Source organism: Streptomyces hydrogenans, from assembly GCF_014656075.1.
Taxonomy (GTDB): Bacteria; Actinomycetota; Actinomycetes; order Streptomycetales; family Streptomycetaceae; genus Streptomyces; species Streptomyces hydrogenans.
This window is the reverse complement of the sequence record NZ_BNBS01000056.1, coordinates 22,855-49,811: the sequence shown is the minus strand read 5'-3', so window position 1 is coordinate 49,811 and position 26,957 is coordinate 22,855. Positions and strand designations below refer to the sequence as shown.

At 72.2% G+C, this 26,957-nt stretch carries 25 protein-coding genes and 1 pseudogene; 12 read left to right on the top strand and 14 right to left on the bottom strand.

Features of this window, described 5'->3' with window-relative positions; genetic code table 11:
- The 6 genes and pseudogenes from IE321_RS23110 to IE321_RS23085 form a co-directional block, all read right to left on the bottom strand.
- A pseudogene (locus tag IE321_RS23110) lies at positions 1–593 on the bottom strand (hypothetical protein); the annotation flags it as partial.
- Positions 594–1,763, bottom strand: a complete 1,170-nt coding sequence (locus IE321_RS23105; RefSeq protein ID WP_226651386.1) for an LOG family protein — start codon at positions 1,761–1,763, stop codon at positions 594–596.
- Positions 1,764–1,831: 68 nt separating this feature from the next.
- The gene (locus IE321_RS23100) at positions 1,832–2,980 is read right to left on the bottom strand and encodes a hypothetical protein (RefSeq protein ID WP_043226960.1); all 1,149 of its coding nucleotides are present in this window, start codon (positions 2,978–2,980) and stop codon (positions 1,832–1,834) included.
- On the bottom strand, positions 2,962–3,690 hold the full coding sequence (locus IE321_RS23095; protein WP_190224369.1) for an ABC transporter ATP-binding protein: 729 nt from the start codon (positions 3,688–3,690) through the stop codon (positions 2,962–2,964). The genes IE321_RS23100 and IE321_RS23095 overlap by 19 nt, the downstream gene beginning before the upstream one ends.
- A 236-nt stretch (positions 3,691–3,926) precedes the next feature.
- Positions 3,927–5,306: an aspartate aminotransferase family protein gene (locus IE321_RS23090; protein WP_190224368.1), complete on the bottom strand. Its 1,380-nt coding sequence runs from the start codon at positions 5,304–5,306 to the stop codon at positions 3,927–3,929.
- Positions 5,291–5,782 carry an Lrp/AsnC family transcriptional regulator gene (locus IE321_RS23085; RefSeq protein WP_190224367.1) on the bottom strand — a complete coding sequence of 164 codons (492 nt, stop codon included), beginning with the start codon at positions 5,780–5,782 and terminating at the stop codon, positions 5,291–5,293. The genes IE321_RS23090 and IE321_RS23085 overlap by 16 nt, the downstream gene beginning before the upstream one ends.
- A gap of 205 nt (positions 5,783–5,987) precedes the next feature.
- Here IE321_RS23085 and IE321_RS23080 point away from each other — a divergent pair, with 205 nt between their 5' ends.
- The 3 genes from IE321_RS23080 (at position 5,988) to IE321_RS23070 (ending at position 9,359) form a co-directional block, all read left to right on the top strand.
- Positions 5,988–7,424, top strand: coding sequence for a gamma-aminobutyraldehyde dehydrogenase (locus IE321_RS23080; protein ID WP_190224366.1), 1,437 nt, complete (start codon positions 5,988–5,990; stop codon positions 7,422–7,424).
- A 160-nt stretch (positions 7,425–7,584) separates the two neighbouring features.
- Complete coding sequence (locus tag IE321_RS23075) at positions 7,585–8,748, top strand: polyamine ABC transporter substrate-binding protein (protein WP_190224365.1); 1,164 nt, start codon at positions 7,585–7,587, stop codon at positions 8,746–8,748.
- A gap of 65 nt (positions 8,749–8,813) precedes the next feature.
- Positions 8,814–9,359, top strand: coding sequence for a hypothetical protein (locus IE321_RS23070; protein ID WP_043226969.1), 546 nt, complete (start codon positions 8,814–8,816; stop codon positions 9,357–9,359).
- On the opposite strand, the gene IE321_RS23065 is transcribed toward IE321_RS23070, so the two are convergent.
- The 6 genes from IE321_RS23065 to IE321_RS23040 all read right to left on the bottom strand — a co-directional run bounded on the left by IE321_RS23065 (position 9,325) and on the right by IE321_RS23040 (position 14,990).
- A complete protein-coding gene (locus IE321_RS23065) occupies positions 9,325–10,500 on the bottom strand; it encodes a serine hydrolase domain-containing protein (RefSeq protein ID WP_190224364.1) in 1,176 nt (391 codons plus the stop codon). The two genes, IE321_RS23070 and IE321_RS23065, sit on opposite strands and share 35 nt — an antisense overlap.
- Before the next feature lie 98 nt (positions 10,501–10,598).
- Positions 10,599–11,312, bottom strand: a complete 714-nt coding sequence (locus IE321_RS23060) for a response regulator (RefSeq protein ID WP_043226972.1) — start codon at positions 11,310–11,312, stop codon at positions 10,599–10,601.
- On the bottom strand, positions 11,309–12,457 hold the full coding sequence (locus tag IE321_RS23055) for a sensor histidine kinase (RefSeq protein ID WP_226651388.1): 1,149 nt from the start codon (positions 12,455–12,457) through the stop codon (positions 11,309–11,311). Before IE321_RS23055 ends, IE321_RS23060 begins: the two co-directional genes overlap by 4 nt.
- Positions 12,457–13,236, bottom strand: a complete 780-nt coding sequence (locus IE321_RS23050; RefSeq protein ID WP_043226975.1) for an SAM-dependent methyltransferase — start codon at positions 13,234–13,236, stop codon at positions 12,457–12,459. Before IE321_RS23050 ends, IE321_RS23055 begins: the two co-directional genes overlap by 1 nt.
- Complete coding sequence (locus tag IE321_RS23045; RefSeq protein ID WP_043226976.1) at positions 13,236–13,922, bottom strand: glycerophosphodiester phosphodiesterase; 687 nt, start codon at positions 13,920–13,922, stop codon at positions 13,236–13,238. Before IE321_RS23045 ends, IE321_RS23050 begins: the two co-directional genes overlap by 1 nt.
- 36 nt (positions 13,923–13,958) lie before the next feature.
- Positions 13,959–14,990 (bottom strand): adenosine deaminase, encoded by a 1,032-nt coding sequence (locus tag IE321_RS23040; protein ID WP_190224363.1) that lies wholly within the window; start codon positions 14,988–14,990, stop codon positions 13,959–13,961.
- Positions 14,991–15,065: 75 nt separating this feature from the next.
- On the opposite strand from IE321_RS23040, the gene IE321_RS23035 reads away from it, so the two are divergent.
- On the top strand, positions 15,066–15,734 hold the full coding sequence (locus IE321_RS23035) for a DUF4190 domain-containing protein (protein WP_190224362.1): 669 nt from the start codon (positions 15,066–15,068) through the stop codon (positions 15,732–15,734).
- Here IE321_RS23035 and ybiA read toward each other — a convergent pair.
- Entirely contained in the window at positions 15,705–16,286 is a 582-nt protein-coding gene (gene ybiA / locus IE321_RS23030) for a riboflavin biosynthesis intermediates N-glycosidase (protein WP_190224361.1), read from the bottom strand. The two genes, IE321_RS23035 and ybiA, sit on opposite strands and share 30 nt — an antisense overlap.
- 175 nt (positions 16,287–16,461) lie before the next feature.
- Here ybiA and IE321_RS23025 point away from each other — a divergent pair, with 175 nt between their 5' ends.
- From IE321_RS23025 to IE321_RS22990, 8 genes are all read left to right on the top strand, one after another.
- On the top strand, positions 16,462–17,976 hold the full coding sequence (locus IE321_RS23025) for a gamma-aminobutyraldehyde dehydrogenase (protein ID WP_190224360.1): 1,515 nt from the start codon (positions 16,462–16,464) through the stop codon (positions 17,974–17,976).
- A gap of 49 nt (positions 17,977–18,025) precedes the next feature.
- Positions 18,026–19,273, top strand: a complete 1,248-nt coding sequence (locus tag IE321_RS23020) for an ABC transporter substrate-binding protein (RefSeq protein WP_043226982.1) — start codon at positions 18,026–18,028, stop codon at positions 19,271–19,273.
- A 40-nt stretch (positions 19,274–19,313) separates the two neighbouring features.
- Entirely contained in the window at positions 19,314–20,471 is a 1,158-nt protein-coding gene (locus IE321_RS23015) for an ABC transporter ATP-binding protein (RefSeq protein WP_190224359.1), read from the top strand.
- On the top strand, positions 20,468–21,397 hold the full coding sequence (locus IE321_RS23010) for an ABC transporter permease (RefSeq protein WP_051842428.1): 930 nt from the start codon (positions 20,468–20,470) through the stop codon (positions 21,395–21,397). Before IE321_RS23015 ends, IE321_RS23010 begins: the two co-directional genes overlap by 4 nt.
- Entirely contained in the window at positions 21,397–22,191 is a 795-nt protein-coding gene (locus IE321_RS23005) for an ABC transporter permease (RefSeq protein WP_043226985.1), read from the top strand. Before IE321_RS23010 ends, IE321_RS23005 begins: the two co-directional genes overlap by 1 nt.
- A 38-nt stretch (positions 22,192–22,229) precedes the next feature.
- Complete coding sequence (locus IE321_RS23000) at positions 22,230–23,648, top strand: NAD(P)/FAD-dependent oxidoreductase (RefSeq protein ID WP_190224358.1); 1,419 nt, start codon at positions 22,230–22,232, stop codon at positions 23,646–23,648.
- Between the two features lie 129 nt (positions 23,649–23,777).
- Positions 23,778–24,260, top strand: coding sequence for a hypothetical protein (locus IE321_RS22995; protein ID WP_190224357.1), 483 nt, complete (start codon positions 23,778–23,780; stop codon positions 24,258–24,260).
- Between the two features lie 132 nt (positions 24,261–24,392).
- On the top strand, positions 24,393–26,195 hold the full coding sequence (locus IE321_RS22990; RefSeq protein WP_190224356.1) for a chitinase: 1,803 nt from the start codon (positions 24,393–24,395) through the stop codon (positions 26,193–26,195).
- Here IE321_RS22990 and IE321_RS22985 read toward each other — a convergent pair.
- The gene (locus IE321_RS22985) at positions 26,161–26,895 is read right to left on the bottom strand and encodes a phosphatase PAP2 family protein (protein ID WP_190224355.1); all 735 of its coding nucleotides are present in this window, start codon (positions 26,893–26,895) and stop codon (positions 26,161–26,163) included. The two genes, IE321_RS22990 and IE321_RS22985, sit on opposite strands and share 35 nt — an antisense overlap.
- Between the last annotated feature and the right edge of the window lie 62 nt (positions 26,896–26,957).

Here is a 26,957-nt window from a genome sequence, read left to right as displayed (position 1 = left end):
ACCGGGGCCCGGCCGCCGGCGGCGGCCAGCAGCCGGGCGAGGGCGGTTCCGGCCGCGGCCGTCCAGCGCAGGTCCCAGCCGCCCTCCGGGTCGACCGGGGGCAGCGGCCGGACCGGGGCGGCGGGCGCGGGGACGCCGAGGGACCGCCGGACGACGGCCCCGGGGTCGTACCGGACCGTCTGCCAGACCCCGCAGTCGTCCTCGCGGAAGCCGACGCCGAGCCCGCAGCCCGCGCACAGCAGGCTGGGCTCGTCACCGGCGACGATGCCGAGGCAGGAGTCGCCGGACCGCTCGGGCAGCAGCCGGGTGCCGCGGGTGTCGCCGGGGGCGAGGACGATCACGTTCCGGGGGCCGGTGGCGACGGCGTACAGCGGTGCGTACACCCCGAGGGCGGCGGCCTCGGACGCGTCGATCTCCTCCCGGCGCCGCCACGGCCGTCCCCACGGGTCGGGGTCGACGGCGTAGGTCCCCGGCTCCATGAGTGCGGGCATCCACGCGTGGTGGCCCGAGGCGTGGGCCTCCGGGGGCAGGGCCACCCGCTCCACCGGTACCGACAGCTCCGCTCCGCAGCCCGCGCACACGAGGACGTCCACCTACGCGGCGCCCAGTCCGTCCAGCGCCGCCGGGGCCTCGTCGACGGAGTCGACCAGGGCGATGCGGGCGGCCATCGGGCGGCCGGCGGCGAGGGCCTGGAGGAGGGGCCAGGCGGGGTAGCGGGTGGTCCAGTGGTCGCGGTCGACGAGGACCATGGGGGTGGGGGCGCCGAGGGAGCCGTAGTAGTTCGGGGTGGCGTCGTCGAAGATCTCCTGGACGGTGCCCGCGGCGCCCGGGAGGAAGACGACGCCCGCCGACGAGCGGGCCAGCAGGCCGTCCTCGCGGAGCGCGTTGGCGAAGTACTTGGCGATGTGCCCGGCGAAGGCGTTGGGCGGCTCGTGGCCGTAGAACCAGGTGGGGATGCCGATCGAGTCGCCCCCGCCGGGCAGCAGCGCCCGTACGGCGAAGGCGGCGCGGGCCCACTCGGTCACCGACGGTGTGAAGGACGGGGTCTTCGCGAGGAGGGCGAGGGCCTCGTCGAGGGCGGGGTCGTCGAAGGGGGCGGTGTACGCGCCGAGGTTCGCCGCCTCCATCGCGCCGGGGCCGCCGCCGGTCGCCACCGTGTACCCGCCGCGGGCGAGGGCGCGGCCGAGCCGGGCCGCGCCCGCGTACGCCTCGGTGCCCCGGCCCATCGCGTGGCCGCCCATCACGCCGACGACCCGCAGGCCCGCGAGGTGTTCGTCGAGGGCGTCGCCGACGGCGTCGTCGTGGAGGGAGCGGAGCATGGAGGAGAAGACGTCGCCGTCGGTGCGGGTGGCGCCGAACCAGGCGTAGGAGAGGGCGTCGGGGGTTCCGGGGTAGCCGCCGGGCCCGGTCACGCCCTCGTACAGCTCGTCGGCGGTGTAGAGCCGGCTGCGGTACGGGTCGAAGGGGAGGTCGGGGACGGGCGGGAAGACCAGCGCGCCGTCGGCCCGGACCTTGGCCGCCGCCTCGGGTTCCATCGGGCAGCCGAGGAAGACGGTGGCGGCGGTGGAGGTGGCGAGCAGGGCGAAGGTGCGGCCGGTGAGGTCGACGGACTGGATCCGGTGCCCGGCGAGGCCGCCGGGCCGGGCGAACGCTGCGTCGAACTCGTCCAGGGTGTGGATCTCGCGCCCGTTCCCTCCCCCGCTCCCGGGTGCGCTCGCGCGGGGTGGGCCCCCGGGGCGGGGCGGGGGTGGGGGCGTCGCCATGGGCCCACGATAGGCGGGCCCGGGCGCGGGTGCCTCCCGGTTTTCCGGCGTGCCCGGGGCGGCTCCGGTCAGGCGGTCAGCGGCAGGGCAGCCAGTTCGCCGATCAGCCAGGTGAGGGGGAGGAAGACGGCGAGCAGCGCCCCGGCCCGCAGCAGGGCGGCGGTGCGCAGCACGGTCGGCGGGGCGCCGAGCCGGGCCAGGGCCTCGACGGTGTGGGCCCGGCACTGGCGGGACTCCAGGGCGGCGGTGAGCAGGGTCGCCGTGGTGCAGGCCAGGACGACGCCGGCGCCGAGGCCGGTGAGGGGTCCGAAAGCGGTGCCGCCGTCCCCGGAGCCGTACACGGTGGCGGCGGCGAGGGTGCCGGAGAGGACCGCGCAGACCACGCCGAGGGGGCGGCCGACGCGGGTGGCCTCGTCCATCAGGACCCGGCCGGCGAGCAGGCGTACGGCTCCGGGGCGGGCGGTCTGGAGGAGCCGGCCGCACAGGTGGGTGAGGCCGGGGCCGGCGAGCGCGAGGCCCGCGGCGGTGAGGATCCAGCCGGCGAGGACGCCGCCGGGGGAGCCGTCGAAGCGGCCGGGCAGGGCGACGCCCTCGCCGCCGCCGCGTCCCGCGTACGTCTCCACGGCGAGGCCGACGGCGACGAGCGCGATGCCCCACGGCAGCCCGTTGGGCAGGGGCCGGGCGGCGCCTTCGGGGGCGGGGGTGCCGGTGCGGGGGCGCAGGGCGAGTCCGGCGGCGGTGGCGCCGGCGACGGGCACGATCGCGAGGAGGGTGAGGGCGGCGGCCAGCGGCAGCGGCCGGTCGGCGGCGAGGAGCCCGGCGGCGGCCCCGTCGAAGGGGAGGCCGGTGAGGGCGCCGCGCAGGTGGAGGTAGACCAGGAGGGCGACCGTCGAGCCCAGGGTGCAGGCGACGGCGGTCGAGGCGGCGGCGATGGCGGTGAGCCTGGCCGGGCCGAGGCCGATGGCGGAGAGCCCGGGGCGGGGCCGGGTGGCCGGGTCGGTGCGGGCGACGGCGACGGCGAACTGGACGGTGGCGGCGATCGGCAGCGCGCACCAGAGCAGCCGCAGCACGGAGGCGGCGGAGTGCTCGGGGTGGCCGGCGGCGTAGCCGAGGGTGCAGAGCAGCAGGAAGCCCACGCCGGCGGCGGCCGCGGCGACGAGGAGCCGCCGCAGCTGGACGAGCGGGTGGGAGCCGCGGACTAGACGGAGAGCGAGCACGCGGCGACGCCCTCCGCCCCCGTGGCGGGCGGCACGCTGCCGGCCCGGCGTCCGTCGAGGAGGGCGACCGTGCGGTCGGCGAGCGCCGCCACCTCGCTGTCGTGGGTGGCGAGGAGGACGGTGATGCCGTGCGAGCGGGCGGCGGCGGTGAGGGTGCGGAGCACCTGCGCGCCATCGGCCCGGTGCAGGGCGGCGGTGGGTTCGTCGGCGAAGAGCACCGAGGGGGCGGCGGCGAGCGCGCGGGCGATGGCGGTGCGCTGGCGCTGCGCGTGGGTGAGGGCGTGCGGGCGCAGGCGGGCGCAGGCGCCGATGTCGAGGCGGTCGAGCCATTCGACGGCGGTGGTCCTGGCGGCCTTGTGGGGGGTTCCGCGCAGCAGCAGCGGCAGGGCGGCGTTCTCCCAGGCGGTCAGCTCGGGGACGAGTCCGGGCTCGGGGCCGATCCAGCCGAAGCGTTCGCGGCGGAGCCGTTCGCGGCCGGCGGCGGGCAGGGTGTGGACGGGCGCGCTGTTGAACCAGATCTCGCCCTTCCGGGCGGGGAGTTCGCCGGAGAGGCAGCGCAGGAGGGTGGTCTTGCCGCTGCCTCGGGGGCCGGTCACGGCGAGGATCTCGCCCTCGCGGACGCCGACGGAGACGCCGCTGAGGGCCTCCGTGCCGCCCAGGGAGCAGTGCAGGGAACGCGCCCAGAGCACGTCGTTGTCCGGTGGGGCCATCGCGTACACCTCGATGTCGGATCCGATTCTTGCGTTCCCCCGTCCGGGGGAACGAGGGTCGGGCCTGTCGGTCACTGGGCACCGTAAGTATTCGGATCCGTTTGTACGGACGGCACGCGGCCCGGGCCGCCGCCATCCACTCGGATGGCGGCATGCCCGGGCCGTGGGGTCACGCCGTGAGGGCGGCGTGGTGCCGGGGGCGCCCCGGAGGCCGGGGCCTCGGGGCGGGGGGACCTCTAGAGCTTGGTCCACGCCTCGGTCAGGACCGACCGCAGGATGCCCTCGATCTCGTCGAAGGTGCCCTGGTCGGCGATGAGCGGCGGGGCCAGCTGGATGACCGGGTCGCCACGGTCGTCGGCGCGGCAGTACAGGCCGGCGTCGTACAGCGCCTTGGAGAGGAAGCCGTACAGGACGCGCTCCACCTCCTCGTCGTTGAAGGACTCCTTGGTGGCCTTGTCCTTGACGAGCTCGATGCCGTAGAAGAAGCCGTTGCCGCGGACGTCGCCGACGATCGGGAGGTCGTGCAGCTTCTTCAGGGTGTTGAAGAAGTTGCCCTCCTGGTCGAGGACGTGCTGGTTGAGGCCTTCCTTGTCGAAGATGTCCAGGTTGGCGATCGCGACCGCCGAGGACACCGGGTGGCCACCGAAGGTGTAGCCGTGGAGGAAGGTGTTGTCGCCCTTGTAGAACGGCTCCGCGATGCGGTCCGAGATGATGCAGGCACCGATCGGGGAGTAGCCCGAGGTCATGCCCTTGGCGCAGGTGATCATGTCGGGCACGTAGCCGAACTTGTCACAGGCGAACATCGTGCCGAGGCGGCCGAAGGCGCAGATCGTCTCGTCGGAGACGAGGAGCACGTCGTACTGGTCGCAGATCTCGCGGACGCGCTGGAAGTAGCCGGGCGGCGGCGGGAAGCAGCCGCCGGCGTTCTGCACCGGCTCCAGGAAGACGGCCGCGACGGTGTCGGGGCCCTCGAAGAGGATCTGCTGCTCGATCTGGTCGGCGGCCCAGCGGCCGAAGGCCTCGGGGTCGTCGCCGTGGATCGGGGCGCGGTAGATGTTGGTGTTCGGCACCTTGTGCGCGCCGGGGACCAGCGGCTCGAAGGGGGCCTTCAGGGCCGGCAGGCCGGTGATGGACAGGGCGCCCTGCGGGGTGCCGTGGTAGGCGACCGCACGCGAGATGACCTTGTACTTGGTGTGCTTGCCCTGCAGCTTGAAGTACTGCTTGGCGAGCTTCCACGCGGTCTCGACGGCCTCGCCGCCACCGGTGGTGAAGAAGACCTTGTTGAGGTCGCCCGGGGCGTAGTCCGCGAGGCGCTCGGCGAGCTCGACGGCCTTCGGGTGGGCGTACGACCACACCGGGAAGAAGGCGAGCTCCTGGGCCTGCTTGTACGCGACCTCGGCCAGCTCCTGGCGGCCGTGACCGGCGTTGACCACGAACAGGCCGGCGAGGCCGTCGAGGTAGCGCTTGCCCTTGTCGTCGAAGATGTAGGTGCCCTCACCGCGGACGATGGTGGGGACGGGGCTGTTCTCGTACGACGACATGCGGGTGAAGTGCATCCACAGGTGGTCGTAGGCAGTCTTGGAGAGGTCCTGGGTCACGGTTATCGGGTTCCCCACATATAGGTCTGCTTCTTGAGCTTCAGGTAAACGAAGCTCTCGGTGGAGCGCACGCCGGGGAGCGTGCGGATCCGCTTGTTGATGACTTCGAGAAGGTGGTCGTCGTCCTCGCAGACGATCTCCACCATCAGGTCGAAGGAGCCCGCGGTCATCACCACGTACTCGCATTCGGGCATGTCGGTCAGCGCTGCCGCGACCGGATCCAGGTCACCCTCGACGTGGATGCCGACCATCGCCTGCCGCCTGAGGCCCACGGTGAGCGGGTCGGTGACGGCGACGATCTGCATGACGCCCTGGTCGAGGAGCTTCTGGACGCGCTGCCGCACGGCCGCTTCGGAGAGGCCGACGGCCTTGCCGATGGCGGCGTAGGGGCGGCGGCCGTCCTCCTGGAGCTGCTCGATGATCGCCAGGGAGACGGCATCGATCGTCGGGGACGAACCGGTTCCGGTTCTGGAGTCTGAGCTTCGACTGGCCACGTCCTCACTGTGCACCGAGATGAGCAGTCGCGCAACCCCGGATCGATGAAATTCGTTGTTCGAGGGCCTCGAAGTCACTGAATCCGAAGTCGAGGGGGCTCGGGGCTGTTGAAAGCGTCAGCCGAACAAGTACGCTGGGGTGTCTCACCCATCGGGACGCCCGCACAAGGCCGTGCGGAACAGAACGTGACAGGAGGGGTGGCAAGTGACCACCGAGCTGCGCCGGCTGCGCAACTACATCGACGGAGAGTTCCGCGACGCGGCCGACGGCCGCACCATCGAGGTGACCAACCCGGCCACCGGCGAGGTGTACGCGACCTCCCCGCTCTCCGGCCAGGCCGACGTCGACGCCGCCATGGAGGCCGCCGCGGCCGCCTTCCCCGCCTGGCGCGACACCACGCCGTCCGAGCGCCAGAAGGTGCTCCTCAAGATCGCCGACGCGTTCGAGGAGCGCGCCGAGGAGCTCATCGCCGCCGAGGTCCTCAACACCGGCAAGCCGACCGCCCTCGTCGCGAGCGAGGAGGTCCCGCCGATGGTGGACCAGATCCGCTTCTTCGCGGGTGCCGCCCGTCTGCTGGAGGGCCGCTCGGCCGGCGAGTACATGGAGGGCATGACCTCCATCATCCGCCGCGAGCCGGTCGGCGTCTGCGCGCAGGTCGCGCCGTGGAACTACCCGATGATGATGGCCGTGTGGAAGTTCGCCCCGGCCCTCGCCGCGGGCAACACGGTCGTCCTCAAGCCCTCGGACACCACCCCCGCCTCCACCGTCCTGATGGCCGAGATCATCGGCGCGATCGTCCCCAAGGGCGTCTTCAACGTCATCTGCGGCGACCGCGAGACCGGCCGCGCCATGGTCGAGCACCCGACCCCGGCGATGGCCTCCATCACCGGCTCGGTCCGGGCCGGCATGCAGGTCGCCGAGTCGGCGGCCAAGGACGTCAAGCGCGTCCACCTGGAGCTGGGCGGCAAGGCCCCGGTCGTCGTCTTCGAGGACACCGACATCGAGAAGGCCGTCGAGGACATCTCCGTCGCGGGCTTCTTCAACGCCGGCCAGGACTGTACGGCCGCCACCCGTGTGCTCGTCCACGAGTCCATCCACGACGAGTTCGTCGCCGCCCTCGCCAAGGCCGCCGCCGAGACGAAGACCGGCCAGCCGGACGACGAGGACGTGCTCTACGGCCCGCTCAACAACGCCAACCAGCTGAAGCAGGTCTCCGGCTTCATCGACCGCCTCCCGGCCCACGCCAAGGTCGAGGCCGGCGGTCACCGCGTCGGCGACAAGGGCTACTTCTACGCCCCCACCGTCGTCTCCGGCCTCCAGCAGGACGACGAGATCGTCCAGAACGAGGTCTTCGGCCCGGTCATCACCGTCCAGTCCTTCACCGACGAGGCGCAGGCCCTGGAGTTCGCCAACGGCGTCGAGTACGCCCTGGCCTCCTCCGTCTGGACCAAGGACCACCAGCGCGCCATGCGCATGTCCAAGTCCCTCGACTTCGGCTGCGTCTGGATCAACACCCACATCCCGCTGGTCGCCGAGATGCCCCACGGCGGCTTCAAGAAGTCCGGCTACGGCAAGGACCTCTCCGCGTACGGCTTCGAGGACTACACGCGCATCAAGCACGTGATGACCTCGCTGGGCTGAACCGCCCGGTAGCACCGCGTACGGCCCCGGCCCCGGCACCCGTCGATCCGATGATCGACAAGGTGTCGGGGCCTCGCCGTGCCGCTCGACGGACCGTCCATTGCGGCAGCTCACGGCCGGAAGCGATGCTTCGCGGGTGAGAGCGACAGCAAGGAACACCATGCCGCGCCGGTCCGTTCTGCGGGGTCTCGGCGCCGTCGGAGCCACCGGTCTCCTCGCCGCCTGCGGCGTGAAGCCCGCCTACGTCGCCGAGGACCGGCGGGCCGGACGGGACCTGTCCGGCCGGGAGCGGAGCGTCACCTTCGCCAACTGGCCGCTCTACATCGACACCGACGACGACGACCCCCGGAAGCGGCCCAGCCTCGACGCCTTCCGGGAACGCACCGGGATCGCCGTCCGGTACACCGAGGAGATCAACGACAACGACGAGTTCTTCGGGAAGATCGGCCCGGCCCTGATGAACGGGCAGGCCGTCGACCGCGACCTCATCGTCGTCAGCGACTGGATGGCCGCCCGCTTCGTCCGCCTCGGCTGGGTCCAGAAGATGGACCGCGCCGCCCAGACGAACGTCGCCGACCACCTCGACCCGCAGCTGCGCCGGCCCGTCTTCGACCCCGGGCGGCTCCACTCCGTGCCCTGGCAGTCCGGCATCACCGGCATCGCCTACAACCGGCGCGCGCTCGGCCGGGAACTGCGCTCCACCCGCCAGCTGTGGGACGCCGACCTGCGTGGCAAGGTCACCCTCCTGTCCGGCCTCGACGAGTCGATCTCCCTGCTCATGCAGGGCAACGGCGCCGACGTCACCCGCTGGACGGGGGACGACTTCGACGCCGTCTGCGAGCAGGTCGAGAAGCTGGTCGCCACGAAGCACATCCGCCGCTTCACCGGCAACGACTACATCAAGGACCTGGCGAGCGGCGACGTGCTGGCCTGCCAGGCGTACTCCGGCGACGTCATCCAGCTCCAGGCCGACAACCCCGACATCGAGTTCGTCGTCCCCGAGGAGGGCGGCGAGCTGTGGGCCGAGTCGCTGATGATCCCCAACCTCGCCCGCCACAAGGCCAACGCCGAGAAGCTCGTCGACTACTACTACGAGCCCGAGGTCGCCGCCGAACTCGCCGCCTGGGTCAACTACGTCTGTCCCGTCCCGGCCGCCCAGAACGTCCTCGCCGACTCCGGCGACGAGGAACTGGCCGCGCTCGCCGAGGACCCGCTGATCTTCCCCGACAGGGAGATGCGGAGCAGGCTCTCCATCGCCCGCGACATCACCGCGTCCGAGCGCAAGGACATGGCCAGGCGCTGGAACGGGATCGTCGGCCTGTGAGCAGCCGCCGGGCGCGGACCGACCCCCGTTTCTGAACACGTTCAAGAGGGGTGTACGTTGGCCCCATGAGCGACACGAACGGGCCGAGAGCCCTTCTCGCACGCATCCGCGCCTGGCTGATCCTCTTCGTCGTCTGTCTCGTCCTGAGCGGGGCGACCGCCTTCCCGCTCGTCACCGAACTCCGCTGGCTCGACTCCTCCCTGACCGGCTGGGCGGCCCCCGTCGGCGAGGCCCTGCCCGGGCTCGCGGAGTGGATCCACAAGGTCGCCGGCGGGGTCGAGACGGCCGGCGCCGAGGCCCCCTACCTCCTCTACGGCACCGACTGGCTGGCCTTCGCCCACCTCGTCATCGCCGTCGCCTTCTACGGCCCCTACCGCGACCCGGTCCGCAACATCTGGGTCGTCGAGTTCGGCATGATCGCCTGCGTCGGCATCATCCCGCTCGCCCTGATCTGCGGGCCGATCCGGGACATCCCCTTCTGGTGGTCGGTCATCGACATGTCCTTCGGGGTCGTCGGCATCCTCCCGCTGCTCCACGTCCGCCGGCTCATCAAGCGGCTGGAGGCGGCCCAGCGGGTCATTCCGACGGCAGTCCGTACGTCGCCAGCATGATCTCCAGGGCCGTGCGGTTCATGTCCTGGCCCTTCGCGTCCGTCGCGTTGACGCTGTAGACCAGGGTCCGCTCCCCGTGGCGGGTCGAGGCGATGGCCGTGTTGTAGCCCCAGCGGCCGCCGGTCTTGCCCCACACCTCGCGCCCGCCCAGCCGCTTCATCGACAGGCCCGCCGCGTACGCCGCCGGGGCGCCGGTGGAGAAGTCCGCCACCCGGGGCAGGGTGAACATCTCCTCCAGGAGCGGACCGCGCACCACCCGGCCCGCGAACAGGGCCCGGGTGAAGCGCTCCAGGTCCGCCGTGGTCGACACCAGGTCGCCGGCCGCCCAGCCGTCCGTCGCCCGCCACACCGACGCGTCCCGCAGCCCGGTCGTCCCGTCGTCCAGCCGCATCAGCTGGTAGCCGTGGTTGTACGAGCCCCGGATCTCCGCCTCCCGCCCCGGCAGATAGGTGTCCCGCAGCCCGAGCGGGCGCAGGATCCGCCGCTCCACCTGGTGCTCGAAGGAGTCGCCGGTGACCCGCTCGACCACGAGGCCCGCGATCGTGTAGCCGATGTTCAGGTAGTGCTGCCGGGTCCCCGGCCGGAACTCGCGGGGCTTCGCCGTCGCCGAGCGGACCAGGTCCTCCGGGTCGTGGACGTCGAAGCGGTGCGCGTACCACTCCTCCACGGTCTCCCCGGGCAGGTCCGCGGCGGGGATGCCGTGCGTGTGGTTCAGGAGCTGGCGGACGGTCACCGTCGCGTACCGCCCCGGGATCAGCTCCGGAAGGTAGGAGCGGGCCGTGCGGTCCAGGTCGATCCGGCCCTCGGCGGCGAGCTGGAGCACCGTCGCCGCCGTGAAGACCTTCGTCACCGAACCGGCCCGGAAGCGGCCCGCCGGATCGGCCGCCGCCCCCGACTCCAGGTCGCGCACCCCCGTGCTCCCCGCCCAGGCGCCCTCGGTGCCGCCGATCCGGACCAGGGCCGCCGTCGCGTCGGCGATGGGCAGCCCCGCGAGGACCGCGGACAGGTCGGGGGCCGCCGCCGCGACGGCCGGGGCCGTGGCCGCGAAGGCGGGGGAGAGGGCGGCCGGGCCCGCCGTGACGCCCAGCAGCAGGGCGGCGGCGAGCAGGGTGCGGGCGGTCCTCGTCGTGGGCGTGCGCATGGTCGGACTCCTCGGTGGTGGGCGGTCGTTCCCGATGCCCACAGCCTTCCGGAGCACCCCCCCTCGGGCGGATCGCCCGCACCGGCGGTCCCGGCCGGTCAGCCCCTCGCCGGAGCGGGGGAGGCGCCCCCGCCCGGGAATCCCCCCGGCGGGGGAGGCCCCGGCGCCACCAGGCCCGTCTCGTAGGCGCAGATCACCGCCTGGATCCGGTCCCGCAGCCCCAGCTTCGCCAGCACGTGGCCCACATGGGTCTTCACCGTGTGCTCGCTCACCACCAGCTCCGCCGCGATCTCCGCGTTCGACCGGCCCCGCGCGAGCAGCAGCAGCGTCTCCCGCTCCCGGCCCGTCAGCACGTCCAGCCGCGGATCCGGCCCCGCGGCCCGGCGCGGACCGCCCGCCGTGTACTGCTCCACCAGCCGGCGCGCCACCGAGGGCGCCAGGAGCGAGTCGCCCGCCGCCACCACCCGCACCGCGTGCACCAGGTCGTCCCGGCGCACGTCCTTCAGGAGGAAGCCGCTCGCGCCCGCGTGCAGCGCCTCGTACACGTGGGCGTCCGAGTCGAAGGTCGTCAGGATCACCGTCCGGCAGGCGCTCTCGGCGCTGATCGTCCGGCACGCCTCGATGCCGTCCATCCGGGGCATCCGGATGTCGAGCAGCGCCACGTCCGGCCGGTGCCGCCGCACCGCCTCCACGGCCGCCGCCCCGTCCGCCGCCTCCGCCACCACCTCGATGTCCTCCTGGACGTCGAGGATCAGCGCGAAACCGCTGCGGACCAGCTCCTGGTCGTCGGCCACCACCACGCGGATCGTCACGCTCCCACCTCCGCCGGGGAGGGTACGGGCAGTTCCGCCCGCACCTCGAATCCGCGGCCGTCCGGCCCGGGGCCCGCCGTCGCCGTGCCGCCGTGCGCCGCCGCCCGCTCCCGCATCCCGGCCAGACCGTGCCCCGCCGCCCGGCCCGGCGTCGTCCGGGGGCCGCGCCCGTCGTCCCGCACCAGGACGGTCAGCAGGGCGCCGGACCGGTCGATCCGGACGGTGGCGGTGCGGGCCCGGGCGTGCCGGACGGTGTTGGTCAGCGCCTCCTGCGCGATCCGGTACGCGGTCGCCGCGAGCGGGGCGGGCAGCCCCGCCAGCCCGCCGGAGGTCTCGTACCGCACGTCGAGCCCGCCGGCCCGCACCCGGTCGAGCAGCGCGGGCAGTTCCGCCAGGTCCGGCTGGGGCGACCGCCCGTCGCCGGAGTCCTCGTCCCGCAGCACGCCCAGCATCCGCCGCAGCTGGTCCATCGCGTCCCGCCCGGTCGCCGAGATCGCCTCGAAGGCGGCCTCCGCCCGCTCCGGGGCCCGGCGCACCGCCACCGGGCCGGCCTCCGCCTGCACGATCATCAGGGACACCGCGTGCGACAGGATGTCGTGCATCTCCCGCGCGATCCGGGCCCGTTCGCGGGCCGCGGCCCGCTCCGCCTCGACCAGGTGGGCCCGCTGCCGGGCGTCGGTCAGCCGCCCGAGGACGTAGGCGGCGGCGAACACGAAGAGCGAGAAGGTGAGTTCGCGGGCCGACTGGGTGTTGAGCCACACCGACACCGGCACCGCGACCAGCAACAGCCCCGCCGTCACCGCCCGCTGCCAGGCCGGCGCCAGCACCGCGATCGTGTACACGCACAGCAGTCCCTGGTACGGCAGCGGCTGCCCGGGACCCTCCAGCGCCAGCCGGTACAGCGTGCTCGTGGCGAGCACCGCGAGCAGCACCGCCATCGGCGCCCGCCGCCGCCACACCAGCGGCAGCACGGTCAGCGCCGTCAGGCCGTACGCGGACCACGTCGCCGGCTCCAGCTCCGGCGGGCGCGGCACCACGAACGGCATCGTCACCGCCGCCTGCACGAGCAGCGCGAGCCCGGCGTCCACCGCCCACGGATGCGCCGCGCCCCACTCCCGGGCCTGCCCCACCCCCCGTATCCGCATTACGGCTTGCGGCCCACCGCGCCGAACTGCGCCACCGCGGCGGCCTCCGGCGCGCCCCACCGGGAGCAGGAGACGACGCCCGGCTCCAGCAGCTCCAGGCCGTCGAAGAAGGAGGTGAACTCCTCGCGGGTGCGGGCGGTGATCGGCGGGGTCGCGTTCTCGTTCCAGAACGCCATCGCCGCCTTGTTGCCCTCGCCGCCCAGCTCCGGCTCCAGCGTCGGGTGGGTGAGGACCAGGTGGCTGCCGGACGGCATCGCGGCCATCAGCGTCCGCACGATCGAGCGGGCCTCGTCGGTGTCCAGGACGAAGTTGAGGATGCCGAGCATCAGCACCGCCACCGGCCGCTCCAGGTCCAGCACCTCGCCCGCCGCCGCCAGGATCCTCTCCGGGTCGTGCGCGTCGGCGTCGACGTACTCGGTGACGCCCTCGGGCGAACTGGTCAGCAGCGCGCGGGCGTGCGTGAGGACGATCGGGTCGTTGTCGACGTAGACGATCCGGGCGTCCGGCGAGACCCGCTGCGCCACCTCGTGGGTGTTGTCGGCGGTGGGCAGCCCGGTGCCGATGTCGAGGAACTGGCGGATGCCCGTCCCGTCCGCGAGCCGGGTGACGACCCGGCCGAGGAACGCCCGGTCCGCGCGGGCGACTTCGCCGATGCTCGGGTAGAAGGCGGTGACCTGGTCGCCCACGCCCCGGTCCACCGGATAGTTGTCCTTGCCGCCCAGCCAGTAGTTCCACACCCGGGCGTTGTGGGCGATGTCGGTCCGGATCCGGTCGTTCATCAGGGAGCCTTTCGCAGGACGGCGGCGAGGGCGTCGACCCGGTTCGTGGTGATCGAGTCGACCCCGTTCGCGATCAGCCTACGCATGCTCCTGAGGGTGTCGGGCGTCCAGGCCGAGACGAGCAGCCCGTCCCGGTGCACGCGCTCGGTCAGCTCCGGACTCACCAGCCCGAAACGGTAGTTGAGCCACTTCGGGCGGACCGCGTCGAGCAGCACCGGACGGGCCGGGGCCAGCGAGGTCCAGGTGAGCGCGATCTCGGCGTGCGGGTCGGCGGCCCGTACCTGGAGCATGGCGACGGCGCCCGCGCAGTAGAAGACCCGCTCGCCGGCGCCGGCCTCGCGGACCGCGCCGACGATCTTCCGCACCGAGTCCTCGTTCCCGCCGGGCAGGTCGAGCATCAGCCGGTGCGCCCCGGCCGCCAGGAGCGCGTCGCGCAGCGTCGGCACGCCCCCGCGCGTCAGCTCGCGCAGCTGCTCGTGGGTGAGCGCGGAGAGCGGCCGGTCGTGGCCCCAGAGCCGCTTCAGGGTGTCGTCGTGCAGGAGGACGGGCACCCCGTCCTTCGTGAGCCGGACGTCGACCTCGACCGCGTCCGCGCCCCGCTCGAAGGCGGAGCCGATCGAGGGCAGGGTGTTCTCGCGGGCGCGGTAGGGGTCGCCGCGGTGGCCTACGACAGTGACAGATCGCATGGGCCCATTCTCGTGGGCCCCGGCCAGCCGGGGGCCTCAGCGCGCCAGCCAGTCCTCCGTGTACGTGTCGATCTCGGCGGCCAGCCGGAGCTTGCCCGCCGGGTCGAGGAAGGACGCCTCGACGGCGTTCTTCGCGAGGCCGGCGACGCCGCGCTCGTCGAGGCCGAGGAGGCGGGCGGCGACCGCGTACTCGTTGTTCAGGTCGCTGCCGAACATCGGCGGGTCGTCGCTGTTGACCGTCACCAGGACCCCGGCGTCCACCATCTGCCGGACCGGGTGCTCGTCGAGGGTGGCCACCGCGCGGGTCGCGATGTTGGAGGTCGGGCAGACCTCCAGGGCGATCCGGTGCTCGGCCAGGTACGCGAGCAGCTCCGGGTCCCGGACCGAGCTGGTGCCGTGGCCGATGCGCTCGGCGCCCAGCTCGCGGATCGCGTCCCAGACCGTCTCCGGGCCGGTCGTCTCGCCCGCGTGCGGCACCGAGCGGAGCCCGGCCGCCCGCGCCCGGTCGAAGTACGGCTTGAACTGGGGGCGCGGCACCCCGATCTCCGGGCCGCCGAGGCCGAAGGAGACCAGGCCCTCGGGGCGGATGCCGTCGGTGACGGCCAGCCGCGCGGTCTCCTCGGCGGCCTCCAGACCGGCCTCGCCGGGGATGTCGAAGCACCAGCGGAGCACGGTGCCGAACTCGACCTCCGCCGCCTTGCGGGCGTCCTCGATCGCCGCCATGAAGGCGCGCTCCTCGATGCCGCGGCGGGTGGAGGAGTACGGGGTGATGGTCAGCTCGGCGTAGCGGATGTTCTGCCGGGCCATGTCCCGGGCGACCTCGAAGGTCAGCAGCCGGACGTCCTCGGGGGTGCGCACCAGGTCCACGACGGAGAGGTACACGTCGATGAAGTGCGCGAAGTCGGTGAAGGTGAAGTAGTCGGCCAGCGCCTCCGGGTCCGTGGGGACCTTGGAGTCCGGGTGCCGGGCGGCCAGCTCGGAGACGATCCGCGGGGAGGCGGAGCCCACGTGGTGGACGTGCAGCTCGGCCTTGGGCAGGCCCGCGATGAAGGGGTGGAGATCGGTCATCGGATCATCGTAGGCCGGTCGGGGGCGGGAGGCCGGGACGCCGTAGCATGACCGGACCACGGAGGGGAGCCCACTTTGTCCGAGAACGCAGACCCGCGCCCGCAGGACCGCGAGGCGTCCGACCCGTGGGCTCCGCCGGAGCGCCGGAACGAGCCGGTGGAGCTGGGCAAGCGGCCCGCCGCGGACCCGCTGGTGCACGACCGGCCGACGGTCACCTCGATACCCGTCGGCGACCCGGCAGGCGGAGAGCTGCCGCCGCCCCCGGTCGCCCCGGGCGGGCCGTCCGCGTACGGCGCCCCGACGCCCCCGCCCTCGTACGGCTACCCGGCGGCGGGCCCCGGCGCGTACGGCTACCCGGCCGCCGGCCCCGGCGCGTACGGCTACCCGCCGGCGCACCCCTCGCCGTACGGGCCGATGCCCGGCCAGTACAACGGCATGGGCACGGCCGGCATGGTGCTCGGCATCATCGGCACCTGCCTCTTCTGGTTCTACGGCGTCCCGTCGATCGTGCTCGGTGTCCTCGCGCTGATCTTCGGCATCCTCGGCCGCAAGCGGGCCCACCGCGGCGAGGCGAGCAACGGCGGGGCCGCCACCGCGGGCATCGTCCTCGGCATCGTCTCCGCGGTCCTCGGCGCGGCGGTCGTCGCGCTCGTCGTCTGGGCCGTCGTGAGCTACGACGAGTACGAGGAGAGCGGGCGGGAGGGCACGACGACCTCAGCGGTCCTCGTGCTCGGCGACCGCTGACCCCGCCCCCGACCGCAGCCGCTCCCGGGCCTCCATCAGGGCGAAGCCCAGCAGGTTGAGCCCGCGCCAGCGGGCCGGGTCGTGGGCGCCGGGGTCGCTGGCGGCGAGGCCGATGCCCCAGACGCGGTCCAGCGGGCTAGCCTCCACCAGCACGCGGCCCCCGGTGCCGAGCAGGAAGCCCCGCAGCCCCTCGTCCGAGGCGAACTTGTGGACGCTGCCGGCCGTCACGATCGCGGAGCGCTCCCGCGCCCACACGGTCTCGTCGAAGCCGCGGACCAGCCGGCCCGCCTTCTTCGCCTCGGCCGGGGTGCGGGCCGCGAGCGCCGCCCGCTCCGCCTCGGCGTCCCCGAAGAGGCGCGCCTTCTCCGCCATCATCCAGTGCTCGGCGGTGGCGTAACGCACCCCGTCGACCGCGAACGGTGACGGCCACCACTGGCTCAGACAGCTCGCCGTGAGCCGTCCGTCCGGGGCCGGACGGTGGCCCCAGAAGTGCAGCCACTTCACCTTCTCACCCCTGCTGACCTGCTGTGTCAGCTCTTCGACGGTCATCATGCACGCGAGTCTGACATCCGCGACAGACATTCCGTACGAAGATTTTCCTGCGACCTCGACACTTGGTCGACCGATTCCGTCGAGTAACCAAAAGGCAACAACGGAATCACTTGTTCGAGCCGTATCGCTCTGTCAGGATCGGCACTCAATTCGAGCTGGGACAACGGAGAGCGTCATGGGCAACCGCTTCCAGGTGACGGACCGCTTCGCGGACGGCGCGCAGTACATCGGCGGACGGCTCCGCCCCGGAACCTCGGGACAGACGCACAGCGTCGTCGACCCCGCCACCGGCGAGAGCGTGTACACCTACACCCTCGCCTCCCCGGCGGACGTCGACGAGGCCGTGGCCGCCGCCAGGGCGGCCTTCCCCGGCTGGGCGGGCGCCACCCCCGGGGAGCGCTCCGACGCCCTGCACCGCTTCGCCGCGGTCCTCGCCGACCGGGCCGAGGACTTCGCCCGGGTCGAATCGCTCCAGTGCGGCAAGCCGATCCGGCTCACCACCGAGTTCGACGTGCCCGGCACCATCGACAACACCGCCTTCTTCGCCGGCGCGGCCCGCCACCTCCAGGGCCAGTCCGCCGCCGAGTACTCCGGCGACCACACCTCCTACGTCCGGCGCGAGCCGCTCGGCGTGGTCGGCTCCATCGCCCCCTGGAACTACCCCCTCCAGATGGCCGCCTGGAAGATCCTCCCGGCGATCGCCGCCGGCAACACGATCGTCCTGAAGCCGGCCGAGCTGACCCCGCTCACCTCCCTGATGTTCGCCCAGGCGGCGAAGGAGGCGGGCATCCCCGACGGCGTGATCAACGTCGTCACCGGCACCGGACGGGAGGCCGGCGAGCACCTGGTCGGCCACCCCGACGTCGTCATGACGTCCTTCACCGGCTCCACCCCGGTCGGCAAGCGGGTCGCCGAGGTCGCCACCGCCACCGTCAAGCGGCTCCACCTGGAGCTCGGCGGCAAGGCGCCGTTCGTCGTCTTCGACGACGCCGACCTGGAGGCCGCGGCGCACGGCGCCGTCGCCGCCTCGCTCATCAACTCCGGCCAGGACTGCACCGCCGCCACCCGCGCCTACGTCCAGCGCCCGCTCTTCGACGCCTTCGTCGCCCGGGTCGCCGAGCTCATGGAGACCGTCCGGCTGGGCGACCCGGCCGACCCGGCCACCGACCTCGGCCCGCTGGTCTCCCACGTCCACCGCGACCGGGTCGCCGGCTTCGTCGAGCGGGCCCGCGGCTACGCCACCGTCGTCACCGGAGGCGAAGCCCCTGGTGGAGAGCTCAAGAACGGCGCATACTACCGTCCCACCCTGATCACCGGCGCCGCGCAGGACAGCGAGGTCGTGCAGTCGGAGATCTTCGGACCGGTCCTGGTGGCCCTGCCCTTCGACACCGACGACGAGGGCATCCGGCTCGCCAACGACACCCCGTACGGCCTCGCCGCCTCCGCCTGGAGCCGCGACGTCTACCGGGCGAACCGGGCCACCCGCGAGATCAAGGCCGGCTGCGTCTGGGTGAACGACCACATCCCGATCATCAGCGAGATGCCGCACGGGGGATCCAAGGCGTCCGGCTACGGAAAGGACATGTCGGCCTACTCCTTCGAGGAGTACACGCAGGTCAAGCACGTGATGTTCGACAACACCGCGGTGGCGGCCAAGGACTGGCACCGCACGATCTTCGGGGACCGATAGCAGTCAGCCGCCCGACCAGCGGCGCAACCATCCCGAAAGGGCACAGCGCATGGAGCAGTACGAGCCCGACCGCCTGTCCGCCGCCCAGCTCGCGGCGATCCGGCGCAGCATGACGAGCGGCCGTGGTGCCCTCAGCCGCCGCTCGCTGCTGCGGGCCGGCGGTGCGGGCGCGCTGACGGTGGGCGGCCTGGCCGGCCTCACCGCCTGCGGCATCCCGCCGGCCAAGCGGGAGGGACAGGGCCCGGCGTCCACGGACCTGTCGGCCAAGGAGAAGACCGTCAGCTTCTCCAACTGGACCGAGTACATGGACGTCAGCGAGGACGAGAAGTCCCGGCCCACCCTGGAGGCGTTCGCCGAGCGCACCGGGATCAAGGTCAAGTACACCGAGGACATCAACGACAACGTCGAGTTCTTCGGCAAGATCAAACCGCAGCTCGCGGCCGGCCAGGACACCGGTCGCGACCTGATCTGCGTGACCGACTGGCTCGCCGCGCGCATCATCCGGCTCGGCTGGGCGCAGAAGCTCGACCCGGCGAACCTGCCCAACGCCTACGCGAACCTCTCCGCCCAGTTCCGCCGCCCCGACTGGGACCCGGGCCGGTCCTACTCGTACCCCTGGACCGGCATCTCCACCGTCATCGCCTACAACGTGAAGGCGACCGGCGGGAAGAAGGTCGACTCGGTCAGCCAGCTGCTCGACGACCCCGCCCTCAAGGGCCGGGTCGGCTTCCTCACCGAGATGCGCGACACCGTCGGCATGACCCTGCTCGACATGGGCAAGGACCCGGGGAAGTTCACCGACGCCGACTACGACGCCGCGATCGGCCGCCTCCAGAAGGCCGTCGACAAGAAGCAGATCCGCCGCTTCACCGGCAACGACTACACCTCGGACCTGGACAAGGGCGACCTCGCCGCCTGCCTCGCCTGGGCCGGCGACATCATCCAGCTCCAGGCGGACAACCCGGACATCCAGTACGCGATCCCCAACGCCGGGTACATCACCTCGACGGACAACCTGCTGGTGCCGGCACAGTCCGGCCACAAGACCAACGCCGAGAAGCTCATCGACTACTACTACGAGCTCCCGGTGGCCGCCCAGCTCGCCGCCTACATCAACTACGTCTGCCCCGTCGACGGGGTCAAGGACGAGCTGGCCAAGATCGATCCCGAGCTCGCGGCCAACACGCTGATCCTCCCGGACAAGGCCATGGCCAAGAAGTCCCGCGCCTTCCGCTCGCTGACCAGCGAGGAGGAGACGGCGTACGAGGAGAAGTTCGCCAAGCTCATCGGCGCCTGAGCCGTCGTCCACCCATCACGTAGATCCGGGACCGCAACCCATGACTGAGAACACCACCGGCGGCGACGTCCGACTCACCGGGATCAGCAAGACCTACGGCTCCTTCACCGCCGTCCATCCGCTCGACCTCACCGTCCCGCAGGGCTCCTTCTTCGCCCTGCTCGGCGCCTCCGGCTGCGGCAAGACCACCACCCTGCGCATGATCGCGGGGCTGGAGGACCCCTCCACCGGCACGATCTTCCTCGGCGACCGCGACGTCACCGACCTCCCGCCCTACAAGCGGCCGGTCAACACCGTCTTCCAGTCCTACGCGCTCTTCCCGCACATGGACATCTCCGAGAACATCGCCTTCGGCCTGCGCCGGCGCGGCATCAAGTCGGTGAAGAAGCAGGTCGACGACATGCTGGAGCTCGTCCAGCTCGGCGACAAGGCCCGGCACAAGCCGCACCAGCTCTCCGGCGGCCAGCAGCAGCGCGTCGCCGTGGCCCGCGCCCTCATCAACCACCCGCAGGTGCTCCTCCTCGACGAGCCGCTCGGCGCCCTCGACCTCAAGCTGCGCCGCCAGATGCAGCTGGAGCTCAAGCGGATCCAGACCGAGGTCGGCATCACCTTCGTGCACGTCACCCACGACCAGGAGGAGGCCATGACCATGGCCGACCAGGTCGCGGTCATGAACGGCGGCCGGGTCGAGCAGCTCGGCGCCCCCGCCGACCTGTACGAGAACCCGAGGACCACCTTCGTCGCCAACTTCCTCGGCACCTCCAACCTCATCGAGGCCGAGGTCGTCGAGACGGGCTCCGGAAGCGCCGACGTCGTCGTCACGGCGGGCGGCGGCAAGCTCCGCCTCCCCGGCGACCGCTGTACGGACGCCGTCCGCCAGGGCGGCAAGCTCCTCGTCGGCGTCCGCCCCGAGAAGATCTCGCTCGCGCACGCCGACGACGCGGGCTCGATCGCGGACGGCCGCAACCGGGTGACCGGCCGGATCGTGGACTCCTCCTTCATCGGCGTCTCCACCCAGTACGTGGTGAACTCGCCGGCCGGCGCGGAGCTCCAGGTCTACGAGCAGAACGTCGAGCGCGACGCGCGGCTCCGCCCCGGAGCCGAGGTCGTCCTGCACTGGAACCCGGCCCACACCTTCGGCCTCGACGCGGCGCAGGACATCGACGCGGGCGTGGAGACGGTGGAGGACGCCGCGTGAGCACGACCCTGACGAAGGAGGCGCCGGGACCGGTCGAGGAACCGATTCTGCGCAAGCCTCCCACCCGCAAGCGGCTCGTCCCGTACTGGCTGCTGCTCCCCGGCATCCTCTGGCTGCTCGTCTTCTTCGCCCTGCCGCTCGTCTACCAGGCGTCCACCTCGGTGCAGACCGGCTCCCTCGAAGAGGGCTTCCAGGTCACCTGGCACTTCCAGACCTACGTCGACGCCTTCACCGAGTACTGGCCCCAGCTGCTGCGCTCGCTGCTGTACGCGGGCACCGCGACCCTGCTCTGCCTGCTGCTCGGCTACCCGCTCGCGTACCTCATCGCCTTCAAGGCCGGCCGCTGGCGCAACCTGCTGCTGGTCCTCGTGATCGCCCCCTTCTTCACCAGCTTCCTCATCCGGACCCTGGCGTGGAAGACGATCCTGGCCGACGACAGCCTCGTCGTGGACGTGCTCAACGCGCTGCACCTTCTCGACGTGACCAGCTGGCTCGGATGGACCGAGGGCGAGCGGGTGCTCGCCACCCCGATGGCGGTCGTCTGCGGCCTCACGTACAACTTCCTGCCGTTCATGATCCTGCCCCTCTACACCTCCCTGGAGCGGATCGACGGCCGGCTGCACGAGGCCGCCCAGGACCTCTACGCCTCCCCGGCGACCACCTTCCGCAAGGTGACCTTCCCGCTGTCGATGCCCGGCGTCGTCTCCGGCACCCTGCTCACCTTCATCCCGGCGAGCGGCGACTACGTCAACGCCGAACTGCTCGGGTCCACCGACACCAAGATGATCGGCAACGTCATCCAGTCGCAGTTCCTCCGCGTCCTCGACTACCCGACCGCCGCCGCCCTGTCCTTCATCCTCATGGCGATCGTGCTGCTCATGGTCACCGTCTACATCCGCAAGGCGGGAACGGAGGACCTCGTCTGATGACCTGGCTGCGCAAGAACGTCGTCGTCATCGCGGGCCTGCTGACGCTCGCGTACATGATCCTGCCGAACATCGTGGTCATGGTGTTCTCGTTCAACAAGCCGAACGGACGCTTCAACTACTCCTGGCAGCAGTTCTCCCTGGACGCCTGGAAGGACCCCTGCGGCGTCGCCGACATGTGCGAGTCGCTCACGCTCTCGCTCCAGCTGGCCGCCTGGGCCACCGTCGGCGCGGTCGTCCTCGGCACGATGATCGCCTTCGCCCTGGTCCGCTACCGCTTCCGGGCGCGCGGCGCGATCAACTCGCTGATCTTCCTGCCGATGGCGATGCCCGAGGTCGTGATGGCCGCCTCGCTGCTCACCCTCTTCCTCAACATGGGGATCGAGCTGGGCTTCTGGACGGTCCTCATCGCCCACATCATGTTCTGCCTGTCGTTCGTCGTGACGGCGGTCAAGGCCCGGGTCATGTCCATGGACCCGCGCCTGGAGGAGGCCGCGCGCGACCTCTACGCGGGGCCGGCGCAGACCTTCCTGCGCGTCACCCTGCCGATCGCCGCCCCCGGCATCGCCGCCGGCGCGCTGCTCGCCTTCGCGCTCTCGTTCGACGACTTCATCATCACCAACTTCAACGCGGGCTCCACCGTGACCTTCCCCATGTTCGTCTGGGGCTCGGCACAGCGCGGTACCCCCGTTCAGATCAACGTGATCGGCACCGCGATGTTCGTCCTCGCGGTACTGATCGTGGTGGCCGGTCAAATCATTACGAACCGGCGCAAGAAAACAGCAACAGCCTGAGCGCAGGGAGCTCTCAGGCACCGAAGGAGTTGGAAACCATGGCCCCAGTCGCCATGCGTCTCGCTGCACAATCTCTCTCCGACGCCCAGCCCGTCCCCTTCTGGCTGGAAGACCCCGGCAAGCCCGGCGCCCTGCCCGCCCTCACCGGCACCGAGAAGTGCGACCTCCTCGTCGTCGGCGGCGGCTACAGCGGACTGTGGACCGCGCTCCTCGCCAAGGAGCGCGACCCCTCCCAGGACGTCGTGCTGATCGAAGGCCACGAGGTGGGCTGGGCCGCCTCGGGCCGCAACGGCGGCTTCTGCGCCGCCTCCCTCACCCACGGCTTCGGCAACGGCCTCTCCCGCTGGCCCGGGGAGCTGCCGAAGCTGGAGCGGCTCGGCGCGGCCAACCTCGACGCCATCGAGGACGCCGTCGCCCGCTACTCCCTGGACTGCGAGTTCGAGCGCACCGGCGAGATCGACGTCGCCACCGAGGCGTACCAGGTGGAGGAGCTCCACGAGTGGTACGAGGAGGCCGAGCGGCTCGGCCTCGCCGACGGCCTGACCCTCCTCGACCAGGACGCCGTCCGGGCCGAGGTGAACTCGCCGACCTTCCGCGGCGGCCTCTGGGACCGCGAGGGCGTCGCCATGCTCCACCCGGCGAAGCTCGCCTGGGGCCTCAAGCGGGCCTGCCTCGACCTCGGCGTGCGGATCTTCGAGAACACCCCGGGCCTCGACCTGGTGTCGGCCGGCGCCGGCATGGCCGTCCGCACCCCGTACGGCCGGGTCGCCGCCCGCCGGGTCGCCCTCGGCACCAACGTCTTCCCGTCGCTGGTCAAGCGGCTGCGCCCGTACACCGTCCCGGTCTACGACTACGCGCTGGTCACCGAGCCGCTCACCGCCGAGCAGCTCGCCTCCATCGGCTGGAAGAACCGGCAGGGCCTCGGCGACTCCGCCAACCAGTTCCACTACTTCCGCGTCACGGCCGACCACCGCATCCTGTGGGGCGGCTACGACGCCATCTACCGCTTCGGCGGCAAGGTGCAGGCGGAGATGGACCACCGCCCGGAGACCTACCTCAAGCTGGCCGAGCACTTCTTCACCTGCTTCCCGCAGCTGGAGGGGCTCCGCTTCAGCCACGCCTGGGGCGGCGCGATCGACACCTGCTCGCGCTTCTCGGCCTTCTTCGGCACGGCCCACCAGGGCAAGGTGGCGTACGCGCAGGGCTACACCGGCCTCGGCGTCGGCGCGACCCGCTTCGGCGCCGAGGTGATGCTCGACCTGCTCGCCGGGGAGCGCACCGAGCGCACCCAGCTGGACATGGTCCGCTCCAAGCCGCTGCCGTTCCCGCCGGAGCCGATCGCCTGGGCCGGCATCGGGATCACCAAGTGGTCGCTGGCCCGCGCGGACGCCAACGGCGGCCGGCGGAACCTCTGGCTGAAGGCGATGGACAAGCTGGGCCTCGGCTTCGACAGCTGAACCCGTGCCATCAGGTGTGATTCAGATCACAACCGATGGGTAGGGAAACCCGCGTAAGAGCGGGGAACCCTCGCGCTCTCTCCGTGTGGACGCGCACTCCGCGCGTCCCCATGGAGAGGAGTGCGCACGATGACATCTACGGGGGCCCCCGGCGCCAAGGCCGCGCTCGAATGGCTGGCCGCGGTCGCACCGGATCCCGACGCCTGCCGCTGGGAGTGGGAGCGCAACCCGCACGGGATCGCCCTGCTCCCGGCCGGCCGGCGCTGGGACGTACTGATCCTGCCGGGCGAGCTGGGCCACCCCACCCTCGACGTCCTGACCCGGCTGGTCGACCGGCCGGGACCCGTCCTCGCCGACTTCGGCGACGCCCGCGTCGGCTTCTTCGTCCCGCCCGGCACGGCCGCCCGCTGGCTCGGCACCGGGGTGCGCGGCGCCGGCCCCGGCACCTGGATCGTCGTCCCGTACCCGGGGCGCGCCACCGGGGGAGTGCGCTGGCTCGTCGTCCCGGACGGACGGGGCACCCTCACCGACGCCTCGCTGCTCGAACTGGCCATGCACGAGGCCGCGGGCGCGCTGGCCCGCGAGGAGCCGCGCGGGGGGAGCATCCGCTGAAACCGCCCCCGCGCACGGACCCGTCTCCCCCCTTCCGGCAACTCCCTCTCCGTACAGAGGTCTTGACCACTCGATTGGTCTGGACCATGCTGTGGCGCGCTCCACTCCGATCCCCCACCCCCGGAGGCAGTCGTGGACCGCACCAGACCTCTCAACCTGCTCCTGGCGGGCGCGCTCGCCCTGGGCGGGCTCGCCGCGCTCTCCCCGGCCGCCCAGGCCGCCGACTCCGAACTCGCCCGCAACGGCGGCTTCGAGGCCGGCCTGGACGGCTGGAGCTGTACCGGCGGCAGCGGCACCGTCGTCCCCTCACCCGTGCACGGCGGGACGAAGGCGCTCCAGGCCACCCCGGCCGGCAGCGACAACGCCAAGTGCTCCCAGACCATCACCGTCAAGCCCCAGTCGACGTACACGCTCAGCGGCTGGGTCCGCGGCAGCTACGTCTACCTCGGCGTCACCGGCACCGGCACCACCGACGGCTACACCTGGACCCAGTCGGCCCCGGACTGGCAGAAGCTCTCCACCACCTTCACCACCGGCGCCAACACCACCTCGGTCACGGTCTACACCCACGGCTGGTACGGCACCCCCGCCTACCAGGCCGACGACCTCTCGCTCTTCGGCCCCGGCGGCGCCCCGGTGGAGATCCCCGCCACCCCGACGGGCCTCGCCGCCGGCAGCCCGACCTCCACCTCGGTGCCGCTCACCTGGCCCGCGGTCGCCGGAGCCACCTCGTACAAGGTCTACCGCGGCGGCACCGCCGTCGGCACGGCCACCGGCACCTCGTACACCGCCACCGGCCTCACCCCGAACACCGCCTACTCCTTCCAGATCTCGGCGGTCAACAGCGCCGGCGAGTCCCCCCGGTCCACGGCCGTCAGCGCCACCACGACCTCCGGCGGCGGGGGCGGCGGCGGCGAACTGCCCGCCCGCGCCCTCGTCGGCTACCTCCACGCCAGCTTCGCCAACGGCTCCGGCTACACCCGCATGGCCGACGTCCCCGACTCCTGGGACGTCATCAACCTCGCCTTCGGCGAGCCCACCTCGGTGACCTCCGGCGACATCCGCTTCAAGCTCTGCCCGGTCGCCGAGTGCCCGAACGTCGAGTCCGAGGCCGACTTCAAGGCCGCCATCAAGGCCAAGCAGGCCGCCGGCAAGAAGGTCCTCATCTCCATCGGCGGCCAGAACGGCCAGGTCCAGCTCGCCACCACCGCCGCCCGCGACACCTTCGTCTCGTCCGTCTCGAAGATCATCGACGACTACGGCCTCGACGGCCTCGACATCGACTTCGAGGGCCACTCGCTCTCGCTCCAGACCGGCGACACCGACTTCCGCAGCCCGACCTCCCCGGTGATCGTCAACCTCATCCAGGCGGTCAAGACCCTCAAGGCCAAGTACGGCGCGAAGTTCGTCCTGACGATGGCCCCCGAGACCTTCTTCGTCCAGCTCGGCTACCAGTACTACGGCTCCGGCCCCTGGGGTGGCCAGGACCCGCGCGCCGGCGCCTACCTCCCGGTCATCCACGCCCTGCGCGACGACCTCACCCTGCTGCACGTCCAGGACTACAACTCCGGCTCCATCATGGGCCTGGACAACCAGTACCACTCCATGGGCGGCGCCGACTTCCACATCGCCATGACCGACATGCTGCTCACCGGCTTCCCGGTCGCCGGCAACACCGAGCGCTTCTTCCCCGGCCTGCGCCCCGACCAGGTCGCCATCGGCCTCCCGGCCTCCACCCAGGCCGGCAACGGCCACACCAGCCCCACCGAGGTCAACAAGGCCCTCGACTGCCTCACCAAGAAGCAGAACTGCGGCACCTACCAGACCCACGGCACCTGGTCGTCCCTCCGCGGCCTGATGACCTGGTCCATCAACTGGGACCGCTTCAACCAGTGGGAGTTCAGCCGGAACTTCGACGCGTACAACTGGAGCTGACGGCCAGGACCAGAAAGCCCAGGCAGAGGCTGGCCAGCACGTCCAGGGGCCAGTGGAAGCCACGCAGGACCAGACCCGTCCCCGTCACCGCCGTCAGCACGGCGGCGACGGGGACGAGGCGTCGCGACACCAGGTACGCGGCGCCGAAGTAGGCGACCATCGCGGTGGCCGTGTGGCCCGAGGGGTAGTAGCCGTGCGCCCAGGGTTCGAGGGGGCCGGGGCGGGCCGTCCACTCCTTCAGGGGGACGACGAGCAGCGGGACGGCGGCCATCGCCAGACCCGCGTACAGGGCGGCGGCGCGCCGGCCGCGGAAGAACGCGTACGCCATCGCCGCGGCCAGCACGGGCAGGGCCACGGTCAGATTGCCGAGGTCGGAGGCGAGTTCGCTCAGCCACCGGGGAACGGTGTCCACCAGAGAGCGGGACACCCGCTCGTCGAGCCTGGTCAAGGGGCCGTGGACGAGCACCTGCCAGGTCACGACGGCGAGGGCGACGAGCGCCGAGAAGAGAGCCGGCCGCCCTGGAACAGGGGGGGTGGTTCCGGGGCGGCCGAGGGGATCGGGCTGCCGCGCGCCCCGGGGGGTGTGGGGCGGGCGGCCGTCCGATCGGTGAGGAGTCCCGGAGCGCGAGGCTCCGGCGGTGTGCGCGTCGGCACGGTGCGGGCGGTGCTGGGGATGCCCCGCCCTGGGTGTTTCTCTCATCTGGAGAAGACCGTACGGCACGGGGAAGGGGGCCGACAGCGGGAAACGCGTCCCGCCATCGG

Excerpts from the sequence above, each read along its gene's own strand:
- IE321_RS23000 (WP_190224358.1), top strand. The coding sequence starts at position 22,230 with ATGGCCCCAGTCGCCATGCGTCTCGCTGCACAATCTCTCTCCGACGCC.
- IE321_RS23040 (WP_190224363.1), bottom strand. The coding sequence starts at position 14,990 with ATGACCGATCTCCACCCCTTCATCGCGGGCCTGCCCAAGGCCGAGCTG.
- IE321_RS22995 (WP_190224357.1), top strand. The coding sequence starts at position 23,778 with ATGACATCTACGGGGGCCCCCGGCGCCAAGGCCGCGCTCGAATGGCTG.
- IE321_RS23065 (WP_190224364.1), bottom strand. The coding sequence starts at position 10,500 with ATGCGCACGCCCACGACGAGGACCGCCCGCACCCTGCTCGCCGCCGCC.
- IE321_RS23050 (WP_043226975.1), bottom strand. The coding sequence starts at position 13,236 with ATGAACGACCGGATCCGGACCGACATCGCCCACAACGCCCGGGTGTGG.
- IE321_RS23095 (WP_190224369.1), bottom strand. The coding sequence starts at position 3,690 with ATGGCCCCACCGGACAACGACGTGCTCTGGGCGCGTTCCCTGCACTGC.
- IE321_RS23075 (WP_190224365.1), top strand. The coding sequence starts at position 7,585 with ATGCCGCGCCGGTCCGTTCTGCGGGGTCTCGGCGCCGTCGGAGCCACC.
- IE321_RS22985 (WP_190224355.1), bottom strand. The coding sequence starts at position 26,895 with ATGAGAGAAACACCCAGGGCGGGGCATCCCCAGCACCGCCCGCACCGT.
- IE321_RS23045 (WP_043226976.1), bottom strand. The coding sequence starts at position 13,922 with ATGCGATCTGTCACTGTCGTAGGCCACCGCGGCGACCCCTACCGCGCC.
- IE321_RS23055 (WP_226651388.1), bottom strand. The coding sequence starts at position 12,457 with ATGCGGATACGGGGGGTGGGGCAGGCCCGGGAGTGGGGCGCGGCGCAT.
- IE321_RS23105 (WP_226651386.1), bottom strand. The coding sequence starts at position 1,763 with ATGGCGACGCCCCCACCCCCGCCCCGCCCCGGGGGCCCACCCCGCGCG.
- IE321_RS23020 (WP_043226982.1), top strand. The coding sequence starts at position 18,026 with ATGGAGCAGTACGAGCCCGACCGCCTGTCCGCCGCCCAGCTCGCGGCG.
- IE321_RS23025 (WP_190224360.1), top strand. The coding sequence starts at position 16,462 with ATGGGCAACCGCTTCCAGGTGACGGACCGCTTCGCGGACGGCGCGCAG.
- IE321_RS23070 (WP_043226969.1), top strand. The coding sequence starts at position 8,814 with ATGAGCGACACGAACGGGCCGAGAGCCCTTCTCGCACGCATCCGCGCC.
- IE321_RS23005 (WP_043226985.1), top strand. The coding sequence starts at position 21,397 with ATGACCTGGCTGCGCAAGAACGTCGTCGTCATCGCGGGCCTGCTGACG.
- ybiA (WP_190224361.1), bottom strand. The coding sequence starts at position 16,286 with ATGATGACCGTCGAAGAGCTGACACAGCAGGTCAGCAGGGGTGAGAAG.
- IE321_RS23015 (WP_190224359.1), top strand. The coding sequence starts at position 19,314 with ATGACTGAGAACACCACCGGCGGCGACGTCCGACTCACCGGGATCAGC.